The 22,941-nt window shown below is 75.4% G+C and carries 22 protein-coding genes, 1 pseudogene and 1 riboswitch; of the genes and pseudogenes, 12 read left to right on the forward strand and 11 right to left on the reverse strand.

All coding sequences use genetic code 11. The annotated features are described in order from the left end of the window. Together BLASA_RS04390 and BLASA_RS04395 are read right to left on the reverse strand one after the other, a co-directional pair. On the reverse strand, window positions 1-1,503 hold the full coding sequence (locus tag BLASA_RS04390) for a phytoene desaturase family protein (protein ID WP_014374814.1): 1,503 nt from the start codon (window positions 1,501-1,503) through the stop codon (window positions 1-3). Between the two features lie 57 nt (window positions 1,504-1,560). Beyond that, a complete protein-coding gene (locus BLASA_RS04395; protein WP_014374815.1) occupies window positions 1,561-3,219 on the reverse strand; it encodes a SpoIIE family protein phosphatase in 1,659 nt (552 codons plus the stop codon). A gap of 219 nt (window positions 3,220-3,438) precedes the next feature. On the opposite strand from BLASA_RS04395, the gene BLASA_RS04400 reads away from it, so the two are divergent. Next, window positions 3,439-4,215 carry a LamB/YcsF family protein gene (locus BLASA_RS04400; protein ID WP_014374816.1) on the forward strand — a complete coding sequence of 259 codons (777 nt, stop codon included), beginning with the start codon at window positions 3,439-3,441 and terminating at the stop codon, window positions 4,213-4,215. A gap of 4 nt (window positions 4,216-4,219) precedes the next feature. Here the strand turns inward: BLASA_RS04400 and BLASA_RS04405 are convergent, their stop codons facing one another. Next, window positions 4,220-4,741: an ANTAR domain-containing protein gene (locus BLASA_RS04405; protein ID WP_231839550.1), complete on the reverse strand. Its 522-nt coding sequence runs from the start codon at window positions 4,739-4,741 to the stop codon at window positions 4,220-4,222. A gap of 325 nt (window positions 4,742-5,066) precedes the next feature. Between BLASA_RS04405 and BLASA_RS04410 the strand changes: the two are divergent. Then, window positions 5,067-5,713 (forward strand): annotated as a pseudogene (locus BLASA_RS04410) (5-oxoprolinase subunit B family protein). Then, complete coding sequence (locus BLASA_RS04415) at window positions 5,714-6,565, forward strand: biotin-dependent carboxyltransferase family protein (protein WP_014374819.1); 852 nt, start codon at window positions 5,714-5,716, stop codon at window positions 6,563-6,565. Between the two features lie 206 nt (window positions 6,566-6,771). Here BLASA_RS04415 and BLASA_RS04420 read toward each other — a convergent pair whose 3' ends face one another. The 4 genes from BLASA_RS04420 to glgA all read right to left on the reverse strand — a co-directional run bounded on the left by BLASA_RS04420 (window position 6,772) and on the right by glgA (window position 11,055). Further along, complete coding sequence (locus BLASA_RS04420) at window positions 6,772-7,575, reverse strand: ABC transporter ATP-binding protein (RefSeq protein WP_014374820.1); 804 nt, start codon at window positions 7,573-7,575, stop codon at window positions 6,772-6,774. Continuing rightward, on the reverse strand, window positions 7,572-8,654 hold the full coding sequence (locus BLASA_RS04425) for a FecCD family ABC transporter permease (protein WP_083877923.1): 1,083 nt from the start codon (window positions 8,652-8,654) through the stop codon (window positions 7,572-7,574). Before BLASA_RS04425 ends, BLASA_RS04420 begins: the two co-directional genes overlap by 4 nt. Window positions 8,655-8,668: 14 nt before the next feature. Beyond that, window positions 8,669-9,646 (reverse strand): ABC transporter substrate-binding protein, encoded by a 978-nt coding sequence (locus BLASA_RS04430; protein ID WP_014374822.1) that lies wholly within the window; start codon window positions 9,644-9,646, stop codon window positions 8,669-8,671. Window positions 9,647-9,723: 77 nt separating this feature from the next. After that, window positions 9,724-9,865: riboswitch (cobalamin riboswitch) on the reverse strand. After that, on the reverse strand, window positions 9,865-11,055 hold the full coding sequence (glgA, locus tag BLASA_RS04435; protein WP_014374823.1) for a glycogen synthase: 1,191 nt from the start codon (window positions 11,053-11,055) through the stop codon (window positions 9,865-9,867). It overlaps the preceding riboswitch by 1 nt. 73 nt (window positions 11,056-11,128) lie before the next feature. On the opposite strand from glgA, the gene glgC reads away from it, so the two are divergent. Then, window positions 11,129-12,349 carry a glucose-1-phosphate adenylyltransferase gene (gene glgC, locus BLASA_RS04440; protein WP_014374824.1) on the forward strand — a complete coding sequence of 407 codons (1,221 nt, stop codon included), beginning with the start codon at window positions 11,129-11,131 and terminating at the stop codon, window positions 12,347-12,349. 75 nt (window positions 12,350-12,424) lie between these two features. Here glgC and BLASA_RS04445 read toward each other — a convergent pair whose 3' ends face one another. Beyond that, window positions 12,425-13,084, reverse strand: a complete 660-nt coding sequence (locus BLASA_RS04445; protein ID WP_051004826.1) for an O-methyltransferase — start codon at window positions 13,082-13,084, stop codon at window positions 12,425-12,427. A 200-nt stretch (window positions 13,085-13,284) separates the two neighbouring features. Here BLASA_RS04445 and sigE point away from each other — a divergent pair, with 200 nt between their 5' ends. From sigE to BLASA_RS04465, 4 genes are all read left to right on the forward strand, one after another. Next, a complete protein-coding gene (sigE, locus tag BLASA_RS04450; protein ID WP_014374826.1) occupies window positions 13,285-13,875 on the forward strand; it encodes an RNA polymerase sigma factor SigE in 591 nt (196 codons plus the stop codon). Beyond that, entirely contained in the window at window positions 13,872-14,438 is a 567-nt protein-coding gene (locus tag BLASA_RS04455; RefSeq protein ID WP_014374827.1) for an anti-sigma factor family protein, read from the forward strand. Before sigE ends, BLASA_RS04455 begins: the two co-directional genes overlap by 4 nt. Beyond that, window positions 14,435-15,991 (forward strand): S1C family serine protease, encoded by a 1,557-nt coding sequence (locus tag BLASA_RS04460; protein WP_014374828.1) that lies wholly within the window; start codon window positions 14,435-14,437, stop codon window positions 15,989-15,991. The genes BLASA_RS04455 and BLASA_RS04460 overlap by 4 nt, the downstream gene beginning before the upstream one ends. Before the next feature lie 106 nt (window positions 15,992-16,097). Continuing rightward, the gene (locus BLASA_RS04465) at window positions 16,098-16,451 is read left to right on the forward strand and encodes a twin-arginine translocase TatA/TatE family subunit (RefSeq protein ID WP_014374829.1); all 354 of its coding nucleotides are present in this window, start codon (window positions 16,098-16,100) and stop codon (window positions 16,449-16,451) included. A gap of 163 nt (window positions 16,452-16,614) precedes the next feature. Here BLASA_RS04465 and BLASA_RS04470 read toward each other — a convergent pair whose 3' ends face one another. Continuing rightward, window positions 16,615-17,766: an Mrp/NBP35 family ATP-binding protein gene (locus BLASA_RS04470; RefSeq protein ID WP_014374830.1), complete on the reverse strand. Its 1,152-nt coding sequence runs from the start codon at window positions 17,764-17,766 to the stop codon at window positions 16,615-16,617. 166 nt (window positions 17,767-17,932) lie between these two features. Here BLASA_RS04470 and BLASA_RS04475 point away from each other — a divergent pair, with 166 nt between their 5' ends. Both BLASA_RS04475 and BLASA_RS04480 read left to right on the forward strand, forming a co-directional pair. After that, window positions 17,933-18,619: an AzlC family ABC transporter permease gene (locus BLASA_RS04475; RefSeq protein ID WP_014374831.1), complete on the forward strand. Its 687-nt coding sequence runs from the start codon at window positions 17,933-17,935 to the stop codon at window positions 18,617-18,619. After that, the gene (locus BLASA_RS04480) at window positions 18,616-18,927 is read left to right on the forward strand and encodes an AzlD domain-containing protein (RefSeq protein ID WP_014374832.1); all 312 of its coding nucleotides are present in this window, start codon (window positions 18,616-18,618) and stop codon (window positions 18,925-18,927) included. Before BLASA_RS04475 ends, BLASA_RS04480 begins: the two co-directional genes overlap by 4 nt. A 100-nt stretch (window positions 18,928-19,027) precedes the next feature. Here BLASA_RS04480 and BLASA_RS04485 read toward each other — a convergent pair whose 3' ends face one another. After that, window positions 19,028-19,537, reverse strand: a complete 510-nt coding sequence (locus BLASA_RS04485; RefSeq protein ID WP_014374833.1) for a DUF1003 domain-containing protein — start codon at window positions 19,535-19,537, stop codon at window positions 19,028-19,030. Continuing rightward, entirely contained in the window at window positions 19,530-20,768 is a 1,239-nt protein-coding gene (locus tag BLASA_RS04490) for a magnesium transporter MgtE N-terminal domain-containing protein (protein ID WP_014374834.1), read from the reverse strand. The genes BLASA_RS04485 and BLASA_RS04490 overlap by 8 nt, the downstream gene beginning before the upstream one ends. 215 nt (window positions 20,769-20,983) lie before the next feature. Here BLASA_RS04490 and BLASA_RS04495 point away from each other — a divergent pair, with 215 nt between their 5' ends. Further along, window positions 20,984-21,859, forward strand: coding sequence for a PhzF family phenazine biosynthesis protein (locus BLASA_RS04495; protein WP_014374835.1), 876 nt, complete (start codon window positions 20,984-20,986; stop codon window positions 21,857-21,859). Further along, complete coding sequence (locus BLASA_RS04500; protein WP_014374836.1) at window positions 21,856-22,830, forward strand: DMT family transporter; 975 nt, start codon at window positions 21,856-21,858, stop codon at window positions 22,828-22,830. Before BLASA_RS04495 ends, BLASA_RS04500 begins: the two co-directional genes overlap by 4 nt. Window positions 22,831-22,941 lie beyond the last annotated feature (111 nt).

Here is a 22,941-nt window from a genome sequence, read left to right on the forward strand (position 1 = left end):
TCAGGCCGGCCCGACCAGCCCCGCCACGATCTCCGCCGAGAGCCCGACGAGCGGCAGCCCGCCGCCGGGGTGGGCCGACCCTCCGACCAGGAACAGGCCGGGGACCGGCGAGGCGTTGGCCGGCCGCAGGAACGCCGCCCGTGAGCCGTTGCTGGAGGTTCCGTAGATGGACCCGCCCACGCTGCCGGTGTCCCGGGCGAGGTCCGCCGGCGTCCGGATCTCACGCCGGCGCAGCCGGTTGCGGACGTCGAGGCCACGGCGGGCCATGACCTCCAGCACCCGGTCGGCGTAGCCCGCGGCGAGCCCGGGGGCGTCCCAGTCCATCCCGGCCGCGGGGTCGTGCCGCGGCGCGTTGACCAGGACGAACCACGACTCGCTGTCGTCGTCGGGGACCAGCGTGGGGTCGTCGGGTGCGCTGACGTAGACGGTCGGGTCGGGTACCGGCCCGGGCCGGCCGGCGTACCGGCCGGTGCCGAACACCGCGTCGAACTCGGCGTCGTAGTCGTCGGGGAACAGGACCGTGTGGTGCGCCAGCCCCGGTGTCCGCCCGCGCAGGGCCAGCAGCAGCACGAACCCCGACAGCGACGGCGTCGCCCGGCCGAGGGCCCGGCGGGCACCCCGGGTGCGCGGCTCGCCGGGGAGCAGGTCGGTGTGCAGGGCGGTCGCGTCGACGCCGGACACGACGACGTCGGCCCGCAGCCGCTCGCCGTCGGCCAGCTCCACGCCGGCCGCCCGGCCGCTCTCCACCAGGACCCGGCGCACCGGGCTGCCCGTGCGCAGCACGGCACCGTGGGTGACGGCCCGGTCCAGCACCGCCAGGCCGAGCCGGTGCAGCCCCCCGCGCACGTACCAGGAGCCGAACGTCTGCTCGGCGTAGGGCACGGTGGCCAGGACCGCGGGTGCGCGACGCGGATCGGAGCCGGAGTAGGTGGCGTAGCGGTCCAGCAGCGTGCGCAGGTGCGGATGGTCGAGATGGCGGCGGCCGAGCCCGCGCAGCGACTGCCACGGCGCGATCGTCGCGACGTCGCCCGGGCGCCGGGCGAGCCGGGCCAGCGTCACCGCCCCCGCCAGCGGGGTGCGCAGGAAGGGGCCCTCGCTGATCCGCCACATGGCGGCGGCGCGGTCCATCAGCGCGCTCCACTGCCGGCCCGCGCCCGCGCCCAGGGCGTCCTCCAGGGCGGCGGGGACGGCGTCGGGGCGCCCGGGCACGGTCAGCCGGGTGCCGTCGGCGAACCGGTAGCCGACGGCGGGATCCAGCCGCACCAGGTCGACGGCGTCCTCCAGCCGGGCGCCGGTCGCGGCGAACAGGTCGCGGTACACCTGCGGCAGCGTGACCAGGCTCGGGCCGGTGTCGAAGGAGTGCCCGTCGCGGCTGAACCAGCCGAGCTTGCCGCCGACCTCCGCCGTTTGCTCCACGACGGTCACCGGGTGACCGAGCGCGGCCAGCCGCGCGGCGGCCGCCAGCCCGCCCAGGCCCGCGCCCACGACCACCACGCGCGCCACGGCCCCACCGTAGCCAGCGGACCTCCGCGGGCGCCTGCCGCTCGCGAGGCGGGAGGGTCAGCGGGGGACGGCGAGCGCCAGGACGGCGAGGTCGTCCGGCTCGTGCCGGGAGCCGGCCAGCTGCGCCTCGACGGCGGCGGACACGGCGGCGACGACGGCTTCCGGGTCGGCGACCGGAGCGCCGGCGACGACCCGCAGCAGCGCGTCCTCGCCGAACTGCTGCCCGGCGTCGTCCCGGGCCTCGGTGACCCCGTCGGTGTACAGCACCAGCGTGCTGCCGGGTGGCAGCTCGAGGACGGTCTCGGTGAACTCCACGTCGGCGTCGATGCCCAGCGGTCGGCCGGCGGTCCCGACCGGACGGGCGTCGCCGTCCGGATCGGTGACCAGCGGCAGCGGGTGCCCGGCCACGCCGAGGCGCACCCGGAGGCCCCGGGCGGCCGGCTCGAGGACCAGGCAGCAGGCGGTGACGAAGCGCAGCGGTGCGGTGCCCTGCTCGTGCAGCAGCGCGGCGTTGACCGCGCGGAGGATCTCCGCCGGGCTGCCCGTGGCCGCGGCCCGTGCGGTGTGCCGGGTGACCGCGGTGACGGCGGCGGCCTCGGCCCCGGTACCGCAGACGTCGGCGATCAGCACCATCCACCGTCCGTCGGGGAGCGGGGTGACGTCGTAGGTGTCGCCCCCGACCAGCGCGGACTCGCCCCCGGCCCGGTACCGGGCCGCCAGCCGCACGCCGGGGATGGCGGGCAGGTGCGAGGGCAGCAGGCTGCGCTGCAGGGTGTCGGCGAGTTCCCGGACGTCGGACTCGGCGCGCAGCCGGCCGAGGAACTGACCGATCTGCCGGCCCGCGTGGGCGAGCACCTCCAGCAGCTCGGGTGGCACCGGCCGGGAGTCGGTCGAGAACAGCTCGCAGACGGCGAGCAGCTCGTCGCCGTGGAGGACGGGGAAGGCCACCCCGGTGCTCAGGCCGTCGGCTCGCACCGCCTGGTGCCGCACCACTCGCGGATCGGACGTGAGGTCCTCGACCACCACCGGCACCCGCCGCTGCCAGGCGTGCCCGGGCAGCCCTTCGCCGCGCCGGAACGATCGGCCGGCGGAGTCGGCGCCGAGCGACGGGACGGGGGCGTCGGGGGCGCTCCAGGTACCCGCGTGGACGAGCCGGCCGCGCTCGTCGGGCTGCCAGAGCATCGCGGCGTCCCAGTCCAGCTCCGTGCAGAGCGTCGGCAGCAGCTGGTGGAAGGCGAGGTCGGCGTCGTGGGCCTCGGTGAGCGCCGCCGTCACCCGGAGGGTGGCGGCCAGGTAGCGGCTGACCTCGAACTGGCGTTCCAGGAGGATCGTGGTGCTCGCGTCACGGAGGACTCCCACGACGAAGGCGTCCTGGTCGGTGTCCTCGGGCGCGGGTGTCAGGCGGGAGAGGGTGAGGTCCGCCGCCACCTCGTGGCCGGCGGCGTGCAGGGCCGGCACCTGGGTGGTGGCCCCGACCAGCTTGCCCTCGCCGGTCGCGCGGTACCGGGAGAAACCCTCGCCGTGCCCGCGGCGGAGACGTTCGGGCATGAGCACCTGCAGTGGCTTCCCGACCAGGTCCGCCGGCTGGTGCCCCAGGAGGGCGGTCACCGCGGGGCTCACGTAGGCGATCCGCCCTTCGCCGTCGGCGACGACGACCGTGTCCGGCAGGGCGGCCAGCAGTGCGGCCGCCGACAGCCCTGAGTTGAGCTCAGGCACCCATCCCCCTCGGGTCCGGACATCCCCCGTGGACGACGACCCGTCGCAGAGGATGTCACACGCCCGGTGAGGGGGCGGACAAGAAGTGTCGATGTGTGGCCATGTCGACACGGCGACCTGTCGACCGGTCGCGCTGGACGCGTACCGGGCGGTCAGCCAGGGGGCGTGCCCCGTGCAGCGCCGCCGGGGTGGCCGCCATCCCGGTGCCACACTGCCCGGGTGAGCGCACCGGGCACGGGCTGCATCGATCTCAACGCCGACCTCGGCGAGGGCTTCGGGGTGTGGCGCCTCGGGGACGACGACGCGCTCCTCGAGGTGGTCACCAGCGCCAACGTCGCCTGCGGCTTCCACGCCGGCGACCCGGTGACCATGCGGCGGGTGTGCGGCGCGGCCGTCGCCGCGGGGGTCTCGGTCGGCGCGCAGGTCTCCTACCGCGACCTCGCGGGCTTCGGCCGGCGCTTCGTCGACGTCGCACCCGACGAGCTCGCGGCCGACGTCCTGTACCAGCTGGCCGCCCTCGACGGCATCGCCCGGACGGCCGGGGGACGGGTGTCCTACGTCAAGCCGCACGGCGCCCTCTACAACGCCGTCGTGCACCACGAGGCCCAGGCGCGGGCGGTGGTGGACGCCGTCGCCGGCTACGACCCCGGGCTGGCCGTCCTGGGCCTGCCGGGCTCGGTGCTCCTGCGCACGGCGGCGGCCGCCGGACTGCGGACCGTCGGCGAGGGCTTCGCCGACCGCGGGTACACCGCCGAGGGCACCCTCGTGCCCCGCGGTACGGCCGGGGCCGTGGTGTCCGAGCCCGCCGCGGTGATCGAGCGTGCCGTCCGGATGGCCACCGACGGGGTGGTGACCGCCGTCGACGGCACCGAGGTGCGGATGGAGCCGGTGTCGATCTGCGTGCACGGCGACACCCCCGGCGCGGTGCAGCTGGCGCGGTCGGTGCGCGCCGCCCTGGAGGCGGCCGGGCTGGTGCTGGCCCCCTTCGCCGGCTGAACGGTCAGTCGCCGGGGCGGAGATCCTCGGGCGGCCGGCCGGCGAGCAGGTCGGCGGCCACCTCGTCCACCGACCGGCCGGCCGTGTACGCGTCGGTGCGCAGCAGCGCCAGCGCGTCGGTGGGATCGACGTCGAGGGCGACGCTCACCTTGCCGATCGCCTCCCAGACCGCCGCGCGCCGCCGGGGGACCGGACCGTGCAGCCAGCCGGGGCCCTCGGCCGGGGACCAGCTGGACCAGACGGCCGCGTCGGTGAGGGCCGAGGTGACCAGCTCGCCCACGGCGACGGCCGCGAAGACGTCGAGCTCGGCGACGGCGGCGGCCCGGGTGACGTAGAGGTCCAGCGCGCCGTCGCCGTAGGGTCCCGGTCGCAGTGGCAGGGCGATCACGGCGCGGAACGGCGTTCCGCCGAGCAGCAGGTCGGCGAACATCGGCCAGCGCCGGCGCAGGTCCTCCTCGACGGCGAACACCGGCTGGCCGGTGCGCTGGGAAGCCGTGCACGGGCCCTCGCCGGCGGTGAACTGCATCCGCTCGGCAGCGGACGCGACCGCGCTGCTGCCGCCCAACGGCACCCGGCGGCCGCTGGCGTCGGCCGTGCTCAGGCCGGCGCCGTCGACCTCCGGCGCACGCCCGGCTGAGCCGCACCGGCAGCAGCTCCGGCCCGGCGAGGTCGGGGTCGGAGACCGCCGCGAGCGCGGTCGCGAACCGGCCGGCGATGGTCACGCCTGAGTGTCCGCCCGCGGGACCGGGCGCACATCCTGTGCCGCCCGGGTCCCCGATCCGCGACGGGTCGGGCGCCCGGGCGGGTGCGGGGCGGCGAGGCGGACGCTACCTCCCGCGGCGGGGTGACCGATGACCGATCATGGTCGGGTGGCAGACCGCGGGGACGTCGTGGACGTGGTCCGCTACGGCGACCGCGCGCTGCTGGTGGAGGCGGCCGAGCCCGGAACCGTCCCGGGGCTGCGGGCCGCCCTGGCCGCCGGCCCGCTGGACGGGCAGGTGGACCTGGTGCCGGCCGCCCGCACCCTGCTCGTCGTGCTCGACCGGCCGCCCACCGACCTGGACGCCGCGGCACTGCGCCGCCTGGTGCCGGTCCCGCCGGCCGCGGGGCACGCCCGGGCGCCGCTCGACCTGCCCGTGGTCTTCGACGGTCCCGATCTGGCCGACGTCGCCCGGCTGACCGGCCGCTCACCGGAAGCCGTCGTGGCCATGCTCGCCGACCTCCGGTTCACCGTCGCCTTCGGCGGCTTCGCGCCGGGGTTCGGGTACCTGACCGGGTTGCCGCCGGAGCTGCACGTGCCGCGCCGGGCGACCCCCCGCACCCGGGTGCCGGCCGGGTCCTCGGCCTGGCCGGCCCGTACGCGGGGGTCTACCCGCGGGCCTCGCCCGGCGGCTGGCAGCTGGTCGGCCGCACCGACGCGGTGCTCTTCGACGTCGACCGGGACCCGCCTGCGCTGCTGGCGCCCGGGACCGACGTCCGGTTCCGGGAGGTGCGCTGAGTGCTCACCGTCCTGGCGCCGGGCCCGTTCAGCACCGTGCAGGACGCCGGCCGCCCCGGCTGGGCGTCGATCGGGGTGTCCCGCTCCGGGGCCGCCGACCGGCCGGCCGCTGAGCTGGCCAACCGGCTGGTCGGCAACCGGCCCGCCGCGGCCCTGCTCGAGGTGACCGCCGGCGGCCTGCGCGTCCGTGCCGGACGGGTTCTGCTCGTGGCCGTGACCGGGGCGCCGGCGCCGGTCACGGTCGACGGGCGGCCCGCGCCGTTCGCCGGCCCCGTGCCCGTACCCGCCGGAGCGGTGCTGGGGCTGGGCACCCCACCGGTGGGCCTGCGCAGCTACGTCGCGGTGCGCGGCGGCGTCGACGTCCCGCCGGTGCTGGGCTCGCGCAGCACCGACACCCTGTCCGGCCTCGGTCCGGCGCCGCTGACCACGGGCGTGCGGCTGCCGGTCGGCACGGAGGCGGGGGAGGAGCCGTTCGTCGACGTCGCCCCCGTCGGCGCCCCGTCGGACCGGCCGGTGCTGCGCGTCCTGCCCGGCCCGCGACGGGACTGGCTGGCCGACGACGCGTGGCCGGTGCTGACCGGCGCGGAGTGGCGGGTCGGCGTGGACAGCGACCGGGTGGGCCTGCGGCTGGCCGGCCCCGGACTGCGGCGCGCCCGGGAGGGGGAGCTGCCCAGCGAGGGACTGGTGCCCGGCGCCGTCCAGGTCCCGCCCGACGGGGCACCGGTGCTGTTCCTCGCCGACCACCCGGTCACGGGGGGCTATCCGGTGCTCGCCGTCGTGGTCACCGCCGACCTCGGCGCGGTGGCGCAGCTGCGGCCGGGCGACGCCGTCCGGTTCCGCCCGGCCCGCTGAGCATGGTCGTCCCGAGTGGGCCCCGGAGGGGTCCGCGCAGGGATGACGGAGTCGCTCCGCCCGACGGGGGAACGGCTCCAGGCCGCGGTGCGGTCCGGAGGACCGCAGTGTCATGGCCCCGGAGGCTCCCCCGAGTCGGGACGGGAAGGGCTCAGCACCGGCCGGGGACGGCAATCGGAGGCGGTGTCGTCCGGAGGACGACAGTGTTATCGCACCGGCAGCACCGCGGGGCCGTGCGCCCCGGGGACGATGCGGGCGCGCGCCCCGTAGTGGGCCGACAGCGCCTCGGCGGTCAGGACCTGCTCGGGGGTCCCCTCCGCGGCGACCCGGCCGTCGGCGAGGAGGGTCAGCCGGTCGGCGTACTGGCCGGCGAGCGTGAGATCGTGCAGCGTGCTCACCACCGTGAGCCCGTCCTGGCGGCGCAGGTGGTCCAGCAGGTCCAGCACCTGCTGCGCATGGCCGAGGTCCAGCGCCGCCGTCGGCTCGTCGAGCAGCAGCACCCGCGGCTGCTGGGCCAGCGCGCGGGCCAGGACGGCGCGCTGCTGCTCGCCGCCGGAGAGGGTGACCACCGCGCGGTCGGCCAGCGCGGTCAGCTCCAGCCGCGTCATGACCTCGGCGACGACCTCCCGGTCCACCGCGCGCGGCGCGGCCAGCAGCGGGCGGTGCGGGGTGCGGCCGAGGGTGACGTAGTCGCGGGTGCTCACGGCCTCGGGCAGCACCGGCAGCTGCGGGGCGTAGGCCAGCAGGCGGGCGCGGTCCCGCCGCGGCATGCCGGTCGTCGGGGCGCCGTCGATGCGGACCTCCCCCTCATAGGGGTGCAGCCCGAGCACCGAGCGCAGCAGCGTCGACTTGCCCGACCCGTTCGGTCCGATGATGCCGAGCCAGCCGCCGGCGTCGACGGCGAACCGCACGGAGGAGAGGACCGGGCGCCGGCCGTAGCCGGCGCTCAGGCCCACCACCTCGACGCGGGCCCCGCCCGCCGGGACGGGGACGGGGGGCCGGCGGCTCATCGCCGCCTCGCCCCGGCCCAGAGCAGGCCCGCGAAGAACGGCGCCCCGACGAAGGCCGTGACGACGCCGATCGGGAGTTCGGCGGGAGCGAGGACCACCCGGGCGAGCAGGTCGGCGAGCACGAGGAACGCCCCGCCGACCAGCAGCGAGACCGGCAGCACCCGGGAGTTCGCGCCGCCGACGAGCCGCCGCACGATGTGCGGCACGACCAGGCCGACGAACCCGATCAGGCCGCTCACCGCCACGGCAGCGGCGGTCGCGAGGGAGGCGGCGAGGATGACCAGCAGCCGTAGCCGGCCGGGGTGGATGCCCAGCGAGCTGGCCTCGTCATCCCCGAGCGCCAGGACGTCCAGGGCCCGCCCGCAGAGCAGCAGCACCCCGGCCGCCGCGCCCAGGTAGGGCAGCACCAGCGTGACGTCGGACCACTGCGCGCTCCCGAGCTGACCGAGCAGCCAGCCGTAGATCTCGCGCAGGTCGTCGGTGTTCTGCTGCTGCACCAGCGTCTGGGCCGCGGCGAGGAACGCGGCGACGGCGATCCCGGCCAGCAGCAGCGTCGGGCTGTGCGAACCACCGGCCACGCTGCCCAGCGCGAGGGCGCAGCCGACGCCGACGAGCGCCCCGGCGAAGGCGGCCAGGGGGACGACCCCGATCGGCCCCACCGCCTGCACCGGGGAGTACGCGATGACCAGGGTGGCTCCCAGCCCTGCACCGGCCGCCGCCCCCAGCAGGTAGGGGTCGGCCAGCGGATTGCGGAACACGCCCTGGTACGCGGCACCCGAGATGGCGAGCCCGGCGCCCACCAGCGACGCCAGGAGCACCCGGGGCAGGCGCAGCTGCAGCAGGACCGCGGCGGAGGAGCCCTCCAGGGTGCCCGGCACGGTCACCCCCAACGGGTCGAGCAGCCGGTCGAGCAGGGTGACGACGACGGCGCCCGGGGGGAGGGGCAGCGCCCCCACCCACACCCCGGCGAGCATCGCCAGGACCAGCGCGAGGCCGGCTCCGGCGAACACCCGGCCGGAGCGGCGCCGGCTGCGGGGTGCTCCCGCGGCCGTGCGCGCACCGGGCGCCGTCGTCGTCATCGGGGGTGCTTCTCTCAGCCCTGCAGCGTCTCGGCGACCGACTCCGCGAACTCGGCGATCCGCGGACCCCAGCGGGAGGCGATGTCGTCGTCGGCCTCGAGGATCCGGCCTTCCTGGACGGCGGGCACGGTGCCGAACGCCGGCCGCTGCGCCACGGTCTCCGCCGACTGCTCGCAGCACTTCGTGTCCGCGAGGACGATCAGCTCCGGCGCCTGACCGACGACGTACTCCGGGGACAGCTGCGGGTAGCCGCCGGCCGCATCGGGGGCGCCGTCGGCGATGTTCTCCAGGCCGAACATGCGGTAGATGCTGCCGATGAACGTGTCGCTGGTCGCCGAGTACAGCTCCGGGCCGAGCTCGTGGTAGACGCTCGCCCCCTCGGCGTCGGCCGGCACCGACTCCACCGCGGCGGCGATCCGGTCCTGCACGTCGGCGGCCACCTCGTCGGCCTCCTCGGCGTGGCCGGTCGCCTCGCCGAGGGTCTCCAGCTGCTCGTAGGTGTCGTCGAGACTCTCGGCGGCCGGGAGCAGCAGCGTCGGGATGGACAGCGCGTCCAGCGCGTCGACGATCCCGTTCTGGTCGTTGCTCAGGACGACCAGGTCGGGCTCGTACTCGGCGATCGCCTCGGCGTTCGGCGTGAAGGCCGACAGCTCGGTGGTCGGTGCCCCGGCCGGGTAGTTCGAGTTGTCGTCCACGGCCTCGACCTGGTCGCCGGCGCCGATGGCGAAGAGCATCTCGGTGGCGGTCGGCGACATCGAGACGATGTTCTCGGGCTGGTCCTCGAGGGTCAGCTCACCGTCGGCGCCGGTCACGGTGACCGGGAAGGCGCCGGACTCCGGCGAGGCGGACGCCGCGGCGTCGTCGGTGGGGTCGGCGGAACCACCGCACGCGGTCAGCGCCAGGAGCGGGGCCGTGAGGAGGGCCAGGAGGGCGGGGGTGGGCCGCCGGGGGGCGCGCGGCGTCGACCGCGCCGCGAGGGGAGTGCCGAACAAGGAATTGCCTCCAGTGGAGGCGGCGAGCGTCGCCCACGAGCTGACCCGACGCCCGATGCGCGACCCTTGCCGCGAGGGTCGGTTGCAGGACGCAGGGCAGGCGATCTGGCTCAGGTCCGCGAGGGACCATCACAGTTGCGGGACAGCGCCGGGTTCGCACCGGACTTCGCTGCTGCTGCGCCGCCGGCACGAGCCGGTGCGCAGAAGGTACCAGCGGTTCAACCGCGGGCGGCGAGGACCGCCTCGTACACCGCCACGGTCTGCTGGGCGATGGCGGCCCAGCCGAACTCGGCGAGCACGCGTTCCCGGCCGGCGGCCCCCATGGCGGCGGCGCGCTGGGGATCGGCCAGCAGCTCGCCGGTGCGGGCGGCCAGGCCGGCGGCGAACCCGGCTGGATCGTCCTCGTCGTAGGGCACGAGCAGCCCGGTGCGGCCGTCGTCGACGACCTCCGGGATGCCGCCCACGGCGCTGGCGACGACGGCGGTGCCGCAGGCCGCCGCCTCCAGGTTGACGATGCCGAGGGGCTCGTACACCGACGGGACGACGAACACGGTGGCCCCGCTGATCAGCGGCACCAGCTGCTCACGGGGCAGCATCGTCTCGATCCACACCACTCCGCCGCGGCGGGACTGCAGCTCGGCGACCGCGTCGGCCACCTGCTGCCGCTCGCCCGGGGTGTCGGCGGCGCCCGCGCAGAGCACCAGGCCGACGTCGGCGGGCAGCTGCTCGGCGGCGGCCAGCAGGTGCAGAACGCCCTTCTGCCGGGTGATCCGCCCGACGAAGAGCGCGTAGGGGCGGTCGGGGTCCACCCCGAGCCCGCGCACGACGTCCGGGTCGTGCACCGGCCGGTAGGCGTCGGCGTCCACCCCGTTGCCGACGACGTGCACGCGGGCCGGGACGAGGTCCGGGTAGGCATCGAGGACGTCGGCGCGCATGCCGTGGCTGACCGCGATCACGGCGTCCGCCGCGAGGTAGGCGGTGCGCTCGACCCACGAGGAGAGCCGGTAGCCCCCGCCCAGCTGGTCGGCCTTCCACGGGCGCCGCGGCTCCAGCGAGTGCGCGGTGACCACGTGCGGGATCCCGTGCACCAGCGCGGCCAGCATCCCCGCGCCGTTCGCGTACCAGGTGTGGCTGTGCACCAGGTCCACGCCGGCGAGGGCGGCGGCGATCTCGACGTCGACACCGAGCGCCTGCAGCGCGCCGTTGGCCTCGCGCAACGCGGGCGGCACCGGGTGGCCGGTGGCTCCGTATCCCGCCGTGCCCGGACTCCGCGGGCCGCCGAAGCAGTGGACGTCCAGCTGCGGCGGCGACGGCAGCGCCCGCAGCGCCGCGACGAGGTGCTCGACGTGCACCCCGGCCCCGCCGTAGACGTCCGGCGGCCACTCACGCGTGACGATCCCGATGTGCACGCCGTCACCCTAGGGGGGCGGGTGCGGCCCACGCAGGGCGCCGCCGGTCCCGCCAGCGGATACGGTGCTGTCCATGCGCGGCGGTCCACGGGTGCTCGGCATCGTCCTGGCGGGCGGTGAGGGAAAGCGGCTGTCCCCGCTGACCCAGGACCGCGCCAAGCCGGCAGTCCCCTTCGGGGGCAACTACCGGCTCATCGACTTCGTGCTCTCCAACCTGGTGAACGGCGACGTCCGGCAGATCGCCGTCCTGACCCAGTACAAGAGCCACAGCCTCGACCGGCACATCACCCAGACCTGGCGGATGTCCCAGCTGCTCGGCAACTACATCACCCCGGTACCGGCCCAGCAGCGGCTCGGCCCGCGCTGGTACACCGGCAGCGCCGACGCGATCTTCCAGAGCCTGAACCTGATCTACGACGAGCGGCCGGAGATCGTCGTCGTCTTCGGCGCCGACCACGTGTACCGCATGGACCCGGCGCAAATGATCGACCAGCACCTGCAGACCGGGGCCGGGGTCACCATCGCCGGCCTGCGGGTGCCGCGCCGGGAGGCCACCGAGTTCGGGGTCATCGACTCCGACGCGTCGGGGAAGGTGCGCGGATTCCTGGAGAAGCCCGCGGACCCGCCCGGTCTGCCGGATTCGCCGGAGGAGAGCTTCGCCTCCATGGGCAACTACGTCTTCAGCACCGACGCCCTGCTGGAGGCGCTGCGGGCCGACGCCGAGGACCCCGACTCGGTGCACGACATGGGCGGCTCGATCATGCCGATGCTGGCCGGATCCGGTGAGGCGTGGGTCTACGACTTCTCCACCAACGTGGTCCCCGGGGCGACCGAGCGCGACCACGGCTACTGGCGCGACGTCGGGACCATCGACTCCTACTACGACGCCCACATGGATCTCGTGTCGGTGTCGCCGGTCTTCAACCTCTACAACGAGCGGTGGCCGATCTACACGCTGCCGCCGCAGCGCCCGCCGGCGAAGTTCGTCCTGGGCGGCCGCGCGGAGGAGTCGATGGTCAGCGCCGGCGCGATCATCGGTGGCGGCGCGGTGCACGGCTCGGTCATCTCCCCCGGGGTCCGGGTGGAACGCGGGTCCCGCATCGAGAACAGCGTCGTGATGGACGGCGCATACATCGGTGAGGGCGCGCACGTGCGCCGGGCGATCCTGGACAAGAACGTCGTCGTCCCGGCGGGCGCCCGGATCGGCTTCGACCACGATCTGGACCGCGAGCGCTACCACGTGAGCGCCGGCGGGATCACCGTGCTCGGCAAGGGCACCCGCGCCTACCTCTGACCCCCCCCGGCATAGGAAGCTATACCTACGGTTCTTGAGCCGAATCCGTAGGCAAAGCCTCCTATGCCTGGTCGGTCAGGCGCGCTTGGTGGCGACGAGCAGCCCGCTACCGATGGGCAGGACAGCCGGCAGGAGGCTGTCGTCGTCGCGGATGGTGCGGGAGATCTCCCGCCACGCCACCGTCTGCGGGTCCCGCGCGGTGCGGTCGGCGATCCGGCCGCCCTCGAGCAGCCCGTGGCAGGTGAGCGTGCCGCCCACCCGCACCAGGGCGAGCAGCCCCGGCAGGTGCTCGGCGTACTCCCGCGGCGGGCCGGCGCAGCACACCATGTCGTAGCCGCCGGGCGAGAGTCGGGGGAGGACCTCGCCGGGGGTGCCGAAGATCAGCCGCGCCCGGCTGGCGGGCACCCGGGCCTCGGCGAGCGCGGTGCGCGCCGCCCGCAGCTGCTCGGGATCGCCGTCCAGGGCGGTGAGGACGCCGTCGGGCCGCATGCCGCGCAGCAGCCACAGGGCGGCCAGGCCGCCGCCGCTGCCGATGGACACCACCGAGCGGGCCCCGGTCGTCGCGGCCAGGACCGCGAGCACGGCCCCGACGGGGGGCTCCACCGGTTGCGAGCCGGACAGGGCATGGGTGCGGTGCCGCGCCGCCTGCATCTCGGGCGACTCCGCGGCGAAGCGGTCGGCGTAGGCGGCGCCCAGCTCGTTACCGCCTCCGGGCGGCGGCTGCTGGGCGCTCATCACCGGCCGAGGGTAGTGGCCGGGTCGCGCGGGGCCGTGATGCGCGGCCGTACCTGTGCGTCTCCTGGGAGCCGCGGTGCGCGGGAACACGGGTGTGCTGGTCGTTCGTTGATCCGGACGTGCGCCTGAAGCGAGCCGTGTCCGCCCGACCCGTCGACGCGGGGGAGGGCGCGTCGGGCCCCGTCTGCGATCCTGGTGGCGTGTCCGAGGCCACCCCCGTGCAGCCCGAGGGCACCGGCATGGCCGCGGACAGCTGGGTGGCCCCGTCCTGGGAGCAGGTCGTCCGTGACCACTCCGCCCGGGTGTACCGCCTCGCCTACCGGCTGTCGGGCAACCCGCAGGACGCCGAGGACCTGACGCAGGAGACCTTCGTCCGGGTGTTCCGCTCGCTGGCCGACTACTCGCCGGGCACGTTCGAGGGCTGGCTGCACCGGATCACCACGAACCTGTTCCTGGACATGGTGCGCCGCCGCCAGCGGATCCGGTTCGACGCCCTGCCCGAGGACACCGAGCGGCTGCCCGGCCGGGCGCCGAGCCCGGAGCAGGTCTACGCCGACACCCACCTGGATCCGCAGGTGCAGGCGGCACTGGACGCGCTGTCGCCGGAGTTCCGCGTGGCCGTGGTGCTCTGCGACATCGAGGGCCTCACCTACGAGGAGATCGCGGCCACCCTCGGCATCAAGCTGGGCACCGTACGCAGCCGCATCCACCGCGGCCGGGTGCAGTTGCGTGAGGCGCTCGCCCATCTGGCGCCGCGACGCGTGGCCGCTGCCGGGGAGGTCGGGGCGTGATCCCGGAGAGCCACCTGGCCCAGGAGGCGATCGCCGCGCTGGTCGACGGCGAGTTGACGGCCGGTCCGGCGGCACGGGCAGCCCGGCACCTCGCCGGCTGTGCCGCCTGCCGGATGGCCGTGGCGGCGCAGCGGGAGGCGAAGGCGGCCCTGCACGGATCCGCGGACGTGACGATCCCCGGTGACCTGATGTCGCGCCTGCGCGCCATCCCCTTCACCGCCGAGGTGCCCGGTTCCGGTGACGGAACGGGTGCGATGAGCGCCGCCGCGGGGGAACTGACCGTCACCGGGAGCACCGGCTCCTGGTCCCTGGACCTCAGCGAGGGTGCGCAGCACCGTGGGCCGTTCGGCGCGCGCTGGCTCCGCCGCGGCGTGGCCGGCACGCTCGCCGGTCTGGGCGCCGGGGTCGCCGCACTGGCGCTGACGCTGCCGGCCGATGCCGCCCCCGCGCCCGCGGCGGACCGCCCGCAGCCCGAGCAGCACACCGAGATCGCCCCTCCCGTCGTGCGGACGGTCACCGTCGACCTCTCGACCGGCACCGGCTCCCCGGGCGGCACCCCTTGAGCACCGACCACGAGCGCGACCCGGCCGTGCCCGGGGACGCCGGCTACTCGCGTCCCGCGGGGCGGCTCGGCGGCTTCGACGACGCGGCGGTGCAGCGACTCACCCCCCGGGCCGTGCCGGCCCCGCAGCCCACGCCGGCACAGGCCGGTGCGTTCGGCCGGCCGGAGCAGGTCGACGGCAGCTTCGCCGGTGACCGGCCCCCGCCCGCGCCCCGCCCGCTGCCGCCTCCGCCTCCAGAGGCGCTGCTGCGGGCATTCGGACCCCCCGCGCCCGGCCGGTACGGGCTCCAGGAGCCGCCGGGTGGCCGGACCGGCGCCCGGCGCACCGCCACCGGTCCGTGGTGGAAGGCCGACGCCCCGAGCGATCCCTGGCGCGACCCGGCGTCACCGGCGGGCCTCGGTGCCCCCGCGGTGTACGACGAGGAGAGCCAGCCCGGTCCGGTCGTCGTCGACGCCCAGGGGCGGCGCAAGGTACGGCTGCGCGACATCTCGGTCCGACTGACGACGCTCGCCGTGCTCGGCCTGCTGGTGGTCGGCGTGGTGGGCGGTGGCGTCGGCTGGTACCTGACCCGCACGGCCGACGAGACCCCGCTGTTCAGCCCGGGGACGACCCTGTCGCAGGTGGACCCGGGCATCACCCGGGAACCGGGCTCGGTCTCCGACATCGCCGACGCCGTCATGCCGGCGGTGGTCTCCATCGAGGTCCGCGTGGGGCAGGCGGGCGCCACCGGCTCCGGGGTCGTGATCGACGGCGAGAACGGCTACATCGTCACGAACAACCACGTCATCTCCGGCGCCGACGGCGTCGAGGGGGCCGAGATCCGGGCGGTGTTCTCCGACGGCAGCGGATCCGCGGCGCGCATCGTCGGCCGTGACCCGGCCAGCGACCTCGCCGTGATCAAGGTGGAGAAGCCCGGCCTGGTGACCGCGTCCCTGGGCCGCTCCGACGACGTCGTCGTCGGCGACCCCGTGGTCGCCATCGGCTCCCCGCTCGGCCTGGCCGGCACCGTCACCAGCGGCATCGTCAGCGCGCTGAACCGGCCCGTCCGGCTGTCCGGTCAGGGCACCGACACCAACGCCGTGATCAGCGCCGTCCAGACCGACGCGCCCATCAACCCGGGCAACTCCGGCGGTGCGCTGGTGGACGCCACCGGGGCGCTCGTCGGCATCAACACCGCCATCGCGTCGAGCGGCATGGGTGGTGGCTCGATCGGCCTGGGCTTCGCCATCCCCATCGACACGGTCAAGCGGATCACCGAGCAGCTGATCTCCACCGGCACGGCCGTGCACGCCGCGCTCGGCGTCAACGCCCGGTCGGTGACCGACGGGACGCGGGACGGCGCGCTGGTGGTCAACATCGAGCCGGGGAGCGCCGCGGCGCAGGCCGGCATCCGCGAGGAGGACATCATCATCGCGGTCGACGACACCCCGGTCGGCAGCTCCGAGGAGCTGGCCGTTGCGGTAGACGCCCGGCAGCCGGGCGAGGAGGTCGTGATCGAGCTGATCCGCGGCGGCAGTTCCCGGACGGTCCAGGCGACGCTCGGCGCGGCCTGAGGATCCTTGCCGCAGCACGCCGCGAGCTCGCGTAGGCGGGAACAAGGGGTGTGCTGACTACGCTTGGCGGTGAGCGCGCGCAGGCGGACCGGGGAAGGGGGCGGCGGTGTTCAACTCGATCGGCTGGCCCGAGCTCTTCGTCGTCGCGCTCGCCGCGCTGTTCATCTTCGGTCCCGAGCGCCTGCCCGACCTGGCCAAGGACGCCGCCAGCGGGCTGAAGAAGGTGCGGACCGCCATCACCGGTGTCCGGGAGCAGGTCAACGAGTCCCTCGGCGACGACTTCGCCGACCTGCGCGACCTCGACCTCCGGAAGTACCACCCGAGGACGTTCGTCCGGACGCACCTGCTCGGTGACGACGAGGAGAACCCGGTCGTGCACCACGGCAGCACCGCCGCCTCGGTCGCGGCCCGCCCGCGCGACCGCAGCGTGCCCCCGCCCTTCGACGTCGACGCCACGTGATCTGTCGTCCTCCGGACGACGCCGCGACTACGTGCCGTCCCCCGTGGCGCTGAGCCGCTGCCGTCACTCCTCGGGGGAGCCTTCGGCCCCCCGCTCGTCGCGACAAAGCGCATGCTCGCCCCGGCTCGGGGAGCCTCCGGCCCCCGCTCGCCGGAGCGAGTATTCAGTGCTTTACGGGGGTGAGGCCCAGGGACATGCCGGACAGCCCGCGCTGGCGCACGGCGAGCCCGTCGGCGATCTTCTCCAGCGCCTGGGCGGCCGGGGAGTCGGGCTCGGAAAGCACGATCGGGGCACCGGCGTCGCCGGACTCGCGCAGCCGGGTGTCGAGCGGGATCTGACCGAGCAGGGGGACGCGGGCGCCCAGGGTCCTGGTCAGTGCGTCGGAGACCGCCTCGCCACCACCGGAGCCGAAGATCTCCATGCGCGAGCCGTCGGGCAGCTCCAGCCAGGACATGTTCTCGACCACGCCGACCACCTGCTGGTGGGTCTGGGTGGCGATCGCCCCGGCCCGCTCGGCCACCTCTGCGGCGGCGAGCTGCGGCGTCGTCACCACGAGGATCTCGGCGTTCGGCACCAGCTGGGCCACCGAGATCGCGACGTCACCGGTGCCCGGCGGGAGGTCCATGAGCAGGACGTCGAGGTCGCCCCACCAGACATCGGCGAGGAACTGCTGCAGCGCGCGGTGCAGCATCGGCCCGCGCCACACGACCGGGGTGTTGCCGGGGGTGAACATGCCGATCGAGATGACCTTCACGCCCATCGACTGCGGCGGCATGATCATGTTGTCGACCTGGGTGGGCTTGTCGTCCACGCCCAGCATGCGGGGCACCGAGTGGCCGTAGATGTCGGCGTCGACCACGCCGACCGCCAGGCCGCGCTTGGCCAGCGCGGCGGCGAGGTTGACCGTCACCGAGGACTTGCCCACGCCGCCCTTGCCGGAGGCGACCGCGTAGACGCGGGTCAGCGAGCCCGGCTGGGCGAAGGGGATCACCGGCTCGGCGGCGTCGGATCCGCGGACGGTCTTGCGCAGCTCGCTGCGCTGCTCGTCGCTCATCACGTCGAGCGCGACCTGGACCGAGGTGACACCGGGGACGGCGGACACGGCCTGGGTGACCCGGGTGGTGATCGTCTCCCGCATCGGGCAGCCGGCGACGGTGAGGTAGACCTCGACGGCGACGGAGCCGTCCGGCCCGATCCGCACGTCCTTGATCATGCCGAGCTCGGGGAGCGGGCGGTTGATCTCGGGGTCCTGGACGGTGGCCAGAGCGGCGTTGACGGCGTCGAGCGCCGGCGTGCCGGTCAGCTGGTCGGACATCGTGTTCGCTTGTCTCCTTCGACGGGGGACCGGCGTCCGGCGGTCGGCGGTCGGAGCGGCGACCCGCGCGCGATCGGTCGTCTGCCACTGTACGGCGGGCGAGGTCACGGTCCTGTCGCCGGAGGGTGATCTCTCGCTCAGGCGACGGCGTCCTAGGGTCGGCACCGTGCCGCCCGACCGCTCCGAGACCCTGCGCGACGCCGTTGGACTGGGGCTCGCGGTCGGCCTCTACGGGATCGCGTTCGGGGCCGCCGCCGACGCGGCCGGACTCGACGTCTGGCAGGCGATGACGCTCTCGGCGCTGATGTTCACCGGTGCGTCGCAGTTCGCGCTGGTCGGCGTGCTCGGCGCCGGCGGCAGCGCGCCGGCGGCCGTCGGCAGCGCACTCCTCCTGGGCGTCCGCAACACCGTCTACGGCGTCCGGATGGCTCCGCTGCTGGCGCCGCGCGGGCCGCTGCGGCGGGGTGGTGCAGCCCACTGGGTGATCGACGAGACGACGGCGATGGCCGTCGCCGCGCCGGACCGGGAGCTGGGCCGGCTGGCCTTCTGGGCTACCGGGGCCACCATCTATCTCGGCTGGAACGCGATGACCCTGGTGGGGGTGCTCGGGGCCTCCGGCCTCGGCGGGGCCGCGGCGGCGGCGCTGGACTCGGTGGTGCCGGCGGCGTTCCTCGCGCTCCTGTGGCCGCGGCTGCGGCGCGGCTTCGCCGAGCCGAGGGTGCAGCTCCGGGTGGCGCTGGGCGGAGCTGTGGTCGCGCTCGCGCTGACCCCGTTCGTACCGCCGGGGGTCCAGGTGATCGCCGCGGTGGTGGCGGTGGCGCTGGCCGGGCGCCCGCGGAGGGCCGTCGCGTGAGCGCCACCTGGACGGCGGTGCTGGTCGCGTCGGTCGGCTGCTACCTGCTGAAGCTGGCCGGGTTGTCGGTGCCCGCCTCGTGGGTGGAGCAGCCATGGGTCGCCCGCGTCGTCGACTTCGTGCCGGCGGCGCTGCTCGCGGCGCTCGTGGTGGTGCAGGGGCTGACCAGCGGCGACGAGATCGTGCTGGACGGGCGGCTGGCCGGGCTCGCCGTCGCCGCGCTGGCCCTGGCGCTGCGGGCGCCGTTCATCGTGGTGCTGGTCCTCGCCGGGGCGGCCGGTGCGCTGGTGCACGTGCTCACCGGCTGACGGCGGGTCGGCTGCCGCGGTCGACGGTGTGCGCTGACGGGCAGTTCGTGAGACGAACTGCCCATCCGCGCACACCGATCGGTCGGCCGACGGACCGGCCTCAGCCGCTCACCGGGTCGCGCCGGCGCGGCTTGTCGCGCCGTTCCTCGCCGTCGTCGCTGGAGATCCGGTTCAGCTCGCCGCGGATGAAGTCGCGGGTGGCCAGCTCGCCGATGGCCACGCGCAGCGCGGCGAGCTCGCGGGCCAGGTACTCGGTGTCCGCGCGGGTCTGGGTGGCCCGGGCGCGGTCCTCCTCGGCCTGCACGCGGTCGCGGTCGGCCTGCCGGTTCTGCGCCAGCAGGATCAGCGGCGCGGCGTAGGCGGCCTGGGTGGAGAACGCCAGGTTCAGCAGGATGAACGGGTAGGGGTCCCAGCGCAGCTGCACGGCGAAGACGTTGAGCGAGATCCAGACGACCACGAGGATCGTCTGCACCGCCAGGAACCGGCCGGTGCCCAGGAACCGGGCGATGCCCTCGGCGAACTGGCCCACCGCGTCGGGGTTCAGCCGCAGGAAGCTGCCGAACCGGCGCGCGCCCCCGCTGGGGACGTCGAGCCGCGGCGTGTCAGCCACGGCGGGCCCGATCCCGCCAGTCGTCGGGCAGCAGGTGGTCGAGGACGTCGTCGACGCTCACCGCACCGACCAGCCGGCCCTGCGCATCGACGACCGGCGCGGCCACGAGGTTGTAGGTGGCGAAGTACCGGGTGACCTCGGCCAGCGGGGCCTCGGGGCGCAGCGGCTCGAGGTCGTCGAGCACCCCGCTGACCAGCGTCGACGGCGGCTCGCGGAGCAGGCGCTGGATGTGCGCCAGCCCCAGGTAGCGGCCGGTGGGCGTGGCCGACGGCGGGCGGCAGACGTACACCTGGCTGGCCAGCGCGGGGGTGATCTCCTCCTGGCGGACCCGTGCCAGCGCCTCGGCGATCGTGGCGTCGGGAGCGAGGATCACCGGCTCGCTGGTCATCATCCCGCCGGCGGTGTCCTCGGAGTACTTGAGCAGCTGCCGCACCGACTCGGCCTCGTCGGGCTCCATGAGCTCCAGCAGCCGGTTCCGGTCGACGTCGTGCAGCTCCGACAGCAGGTCGGCGGCGTCGTCCGGGTCCATCTCCTCGAGGACGTCGGCCGCGCGGCTCTCCTCGAGGGTGCCCAGGATCGTGATCTGCTCGGCCTCCGGCAGCTCGCCCAGGACGTCGGCCAGCCGCTCGTCGTCCATGGCCTCGGCCACCTCGTGCCGCCGCTTGATCGGCAGCTCCTGCAGCGCGTGGGCCATGTCGGCGGCATTCAGCTCGCGGTAGGTGGCGATCAGCGTCTCGGCGCCCTGCCCGGTCTGCGGCAGGGCCAGCCCGGCCACCTCGTCCCAGGCGAGCTGGTGCAGCTGCCCGCGGCGGCCGATCCGGCCGGGCTCCTGGACGGCCAGCCGGGTGAGCAGCCAGTCGCCGGTGCGGGTCTGCTCCATGCCGGCGTCGACGACGTGGGCGGGGCGGCCGGACTCGTTGATGCGCACCTGCCGGTCCAGCAGCTCACCGAGCACCAGGGTCTCGCCGGCCCGCTGCTCGAAGCGCTTGAGGTTCAACGTGCCGGAGGCGAGCATCACCGCACCCGGGTCGATGGCGGTGACCCGGCCCATCGGCACGAAGATCCGGCGGCGCGCGACGACCTCCACGACCAGGCCCAGCACCCGGGGGCAGGCGGTGCCCACCCGCAGGGCGACGACGACGTCGCGGACCTTCCCCACGCGGTCGCCGTTGGGGTCGAAGACGGTCAGCCCGGCCAGCCGGGAGACGTAGGCCCTCGTCACCGTGGTCACGAATCCTCCTCGCTGGCGCTCGTCGGCTCCGTGCCGCACGGCTGTGTCGCTGCGAGACCTCGCACGCTCGGTCTCGAGTCCTCGCACGCTCGGTCTCGAGTCCTCGCTGTCCCCCGCAAGCGGGAGGTGCCCCCAGCTCGTCGGCCTCATGACCCACGGCTCTGGCTGTGCGAGCCCTCGCACGCTCGGACTCGGCGAAGGCTACCGTCGGCGCCGTGACTGCCCCGGTTGCGCTGGACTACGAGGTCGTCGACGTGTTCGCCCCCCGGGCGTTCGCCGGCAATCCGCTGGCGGTGGTGTTCGACGCCGACGAGCTGTCCACGGCGCAGTGCCAGGCGCTGGCCAACGAGTTCCAGCTGTCGGAGACCTCGTTCCTCTGCTCGCCCACCGAGCCCGGCGCCGACTACCGGGTGCGGATCTTCACGCCCTTCGCCGAGCTGCCCTTCGCCGGTCACCCGAGCGTGGGTGCGGCGCACACGCTCGTCCGGACCGGGCGGCTGCCCGCCGGGACGCTGCGCCAGGAGTGCGGCGCCGGGGTGCTGGACGTGGTGGTCGACTCCGACGGCGCCACCTTGTCCGGCGGCCGTCCCACGCTCTCGGACGGACCGGACCCCGGTCTGCTGGCGGCCGCCATGGGGCTGGCGCCCGCCGACACCACCGGGGTGCCCGTCGACGTCGCCGGCTGCGGACTGCCCTTCGCGTACCTGTCGGTGCGGCCGGAGGTCGTGGACCGCGCGGTGCCCGATCCGCGGGCGCTCGCCGCGCTGGACGTAGGGGAGGGGGTCTCGGTGCTGTCCTGGAACGCCGACACCGGAACGGCGTACGCGCGGGTCTTCGCCGCGGATCTGAGCTGGGGCGAGGACCCGGCGACCGGCTCCGCGGCGCTCGGGGCGGGGGTGTGGCTCGTCGAGTGCGGGTTGCTCGCCCCGGAGGGGACGTCGTCCTACCTGATCCGGCAGGGGGAGAAGCTCGGCCGGCCCTCGGTGCTGGAGTGCACCGTCACGGCGTCGGGGAGCAAGGCGGTGGCCGCGACCGTCCGCGGCGCCGTCGTCCCGGTCGCCGGCGGCCGCATCCGGATTCCCTCCTGGTGAAGGGCCCTCCTGCCCCCCGCCACTCGCACGCTGGCGGCGGGGCTCTGCAAGAGGGGCATGCGACGTCCGCCTGGGCGCTGCACCGCCCGGGCGGGCGGGACGTCGCCCTCCTGTCGCTCGCCGTCATCGGGGTCTCCCTGTCCGCGCCGCTCACCACGCTGGTCGCCGCGCCGATGCTGGCGCTCGCGTTCTGGCGCAACGCGGCCGGCGCCGCCGCACTGCTCCCGGTGCTGCTCACCCGGGAGCGTTCGACCCTGACCGGGCTGCGCTGGCGTGACCTGCGCAGCTCCGCCCTGGCCGGCATGTTCCTCGCCGCCCACTTCGCGGCCTGGCTCCCGAGCCTGTCCATGACGACCGTCGCCGCATCCGTCGCGCTGGTCACCACCACGCCGATCTGGACGGCGCTGGCCGCGCGGATCTCGGGGGTGCGGCTGCCGGCCGCGGTCTGGTGGGGCCTGCTGTTCGCGTTCGCCGGCGTCGTGCTGATCGTCGGGGTGGACGTCACGGTGAGCCTGGAGGCGCTCGCCGGTGACGGCCTCGCCCTCCTCGGGGCGATCTGCGCCGGCGGCTACGTGCTGGCCGGGGCGCGCGCCCGGCAGCGGCTGGCCACGTCGGCGTACGCGGTCGTCGCCTACTCGGTCTGCGCGCTGGCGATCGCGGTGCCGGCGGTGCTGGTCGACGCGCCGCTCGCCGGCTTCGAGGCGCGGGACTGGTGGCTGATCGCGGTCATCACCGTCTCCGCCCAGCTGTTCGGGCACACGCTGCTCAACCTGGTGCTCTCCTCCGTCGGCCCCACGGTGGTGAGCCTCGCAGTGCTCCTGGAGGTGCCCGGGGCCCTGGTGTTCGCGCTCGTGCTGCTGGGCGAGGTCCCGCCGCTGCTGGCCCTGCCCGGGGTGGTGCTCGTCGTCGCCGGCGTGGCGCTGGTGGTGCGGGCCAGCCGGCCGACCACCCTCGTCGAGCCGGGAACCTGAGGAAGGACTCCGTCATCCCCCACCACTCGCACGCTCGCGCCGGGACCCTGCGACGGGGCCGTCGGCCGATGATCAACGCGGTTCTGCGGGCGGAAATGGTCGTCGCTACCC

The sequence above is a fragment of the Blastococcus saxobsidens DD2 genome, from assembly GCF_000284015.1.
Classification (GTDB): Bacteria; Actinomycetota; Actinomycetes; order Mycobacteriales; family Geodermatophilaceae; genus Blastococcus; species Blastococcus saxobsidens_A.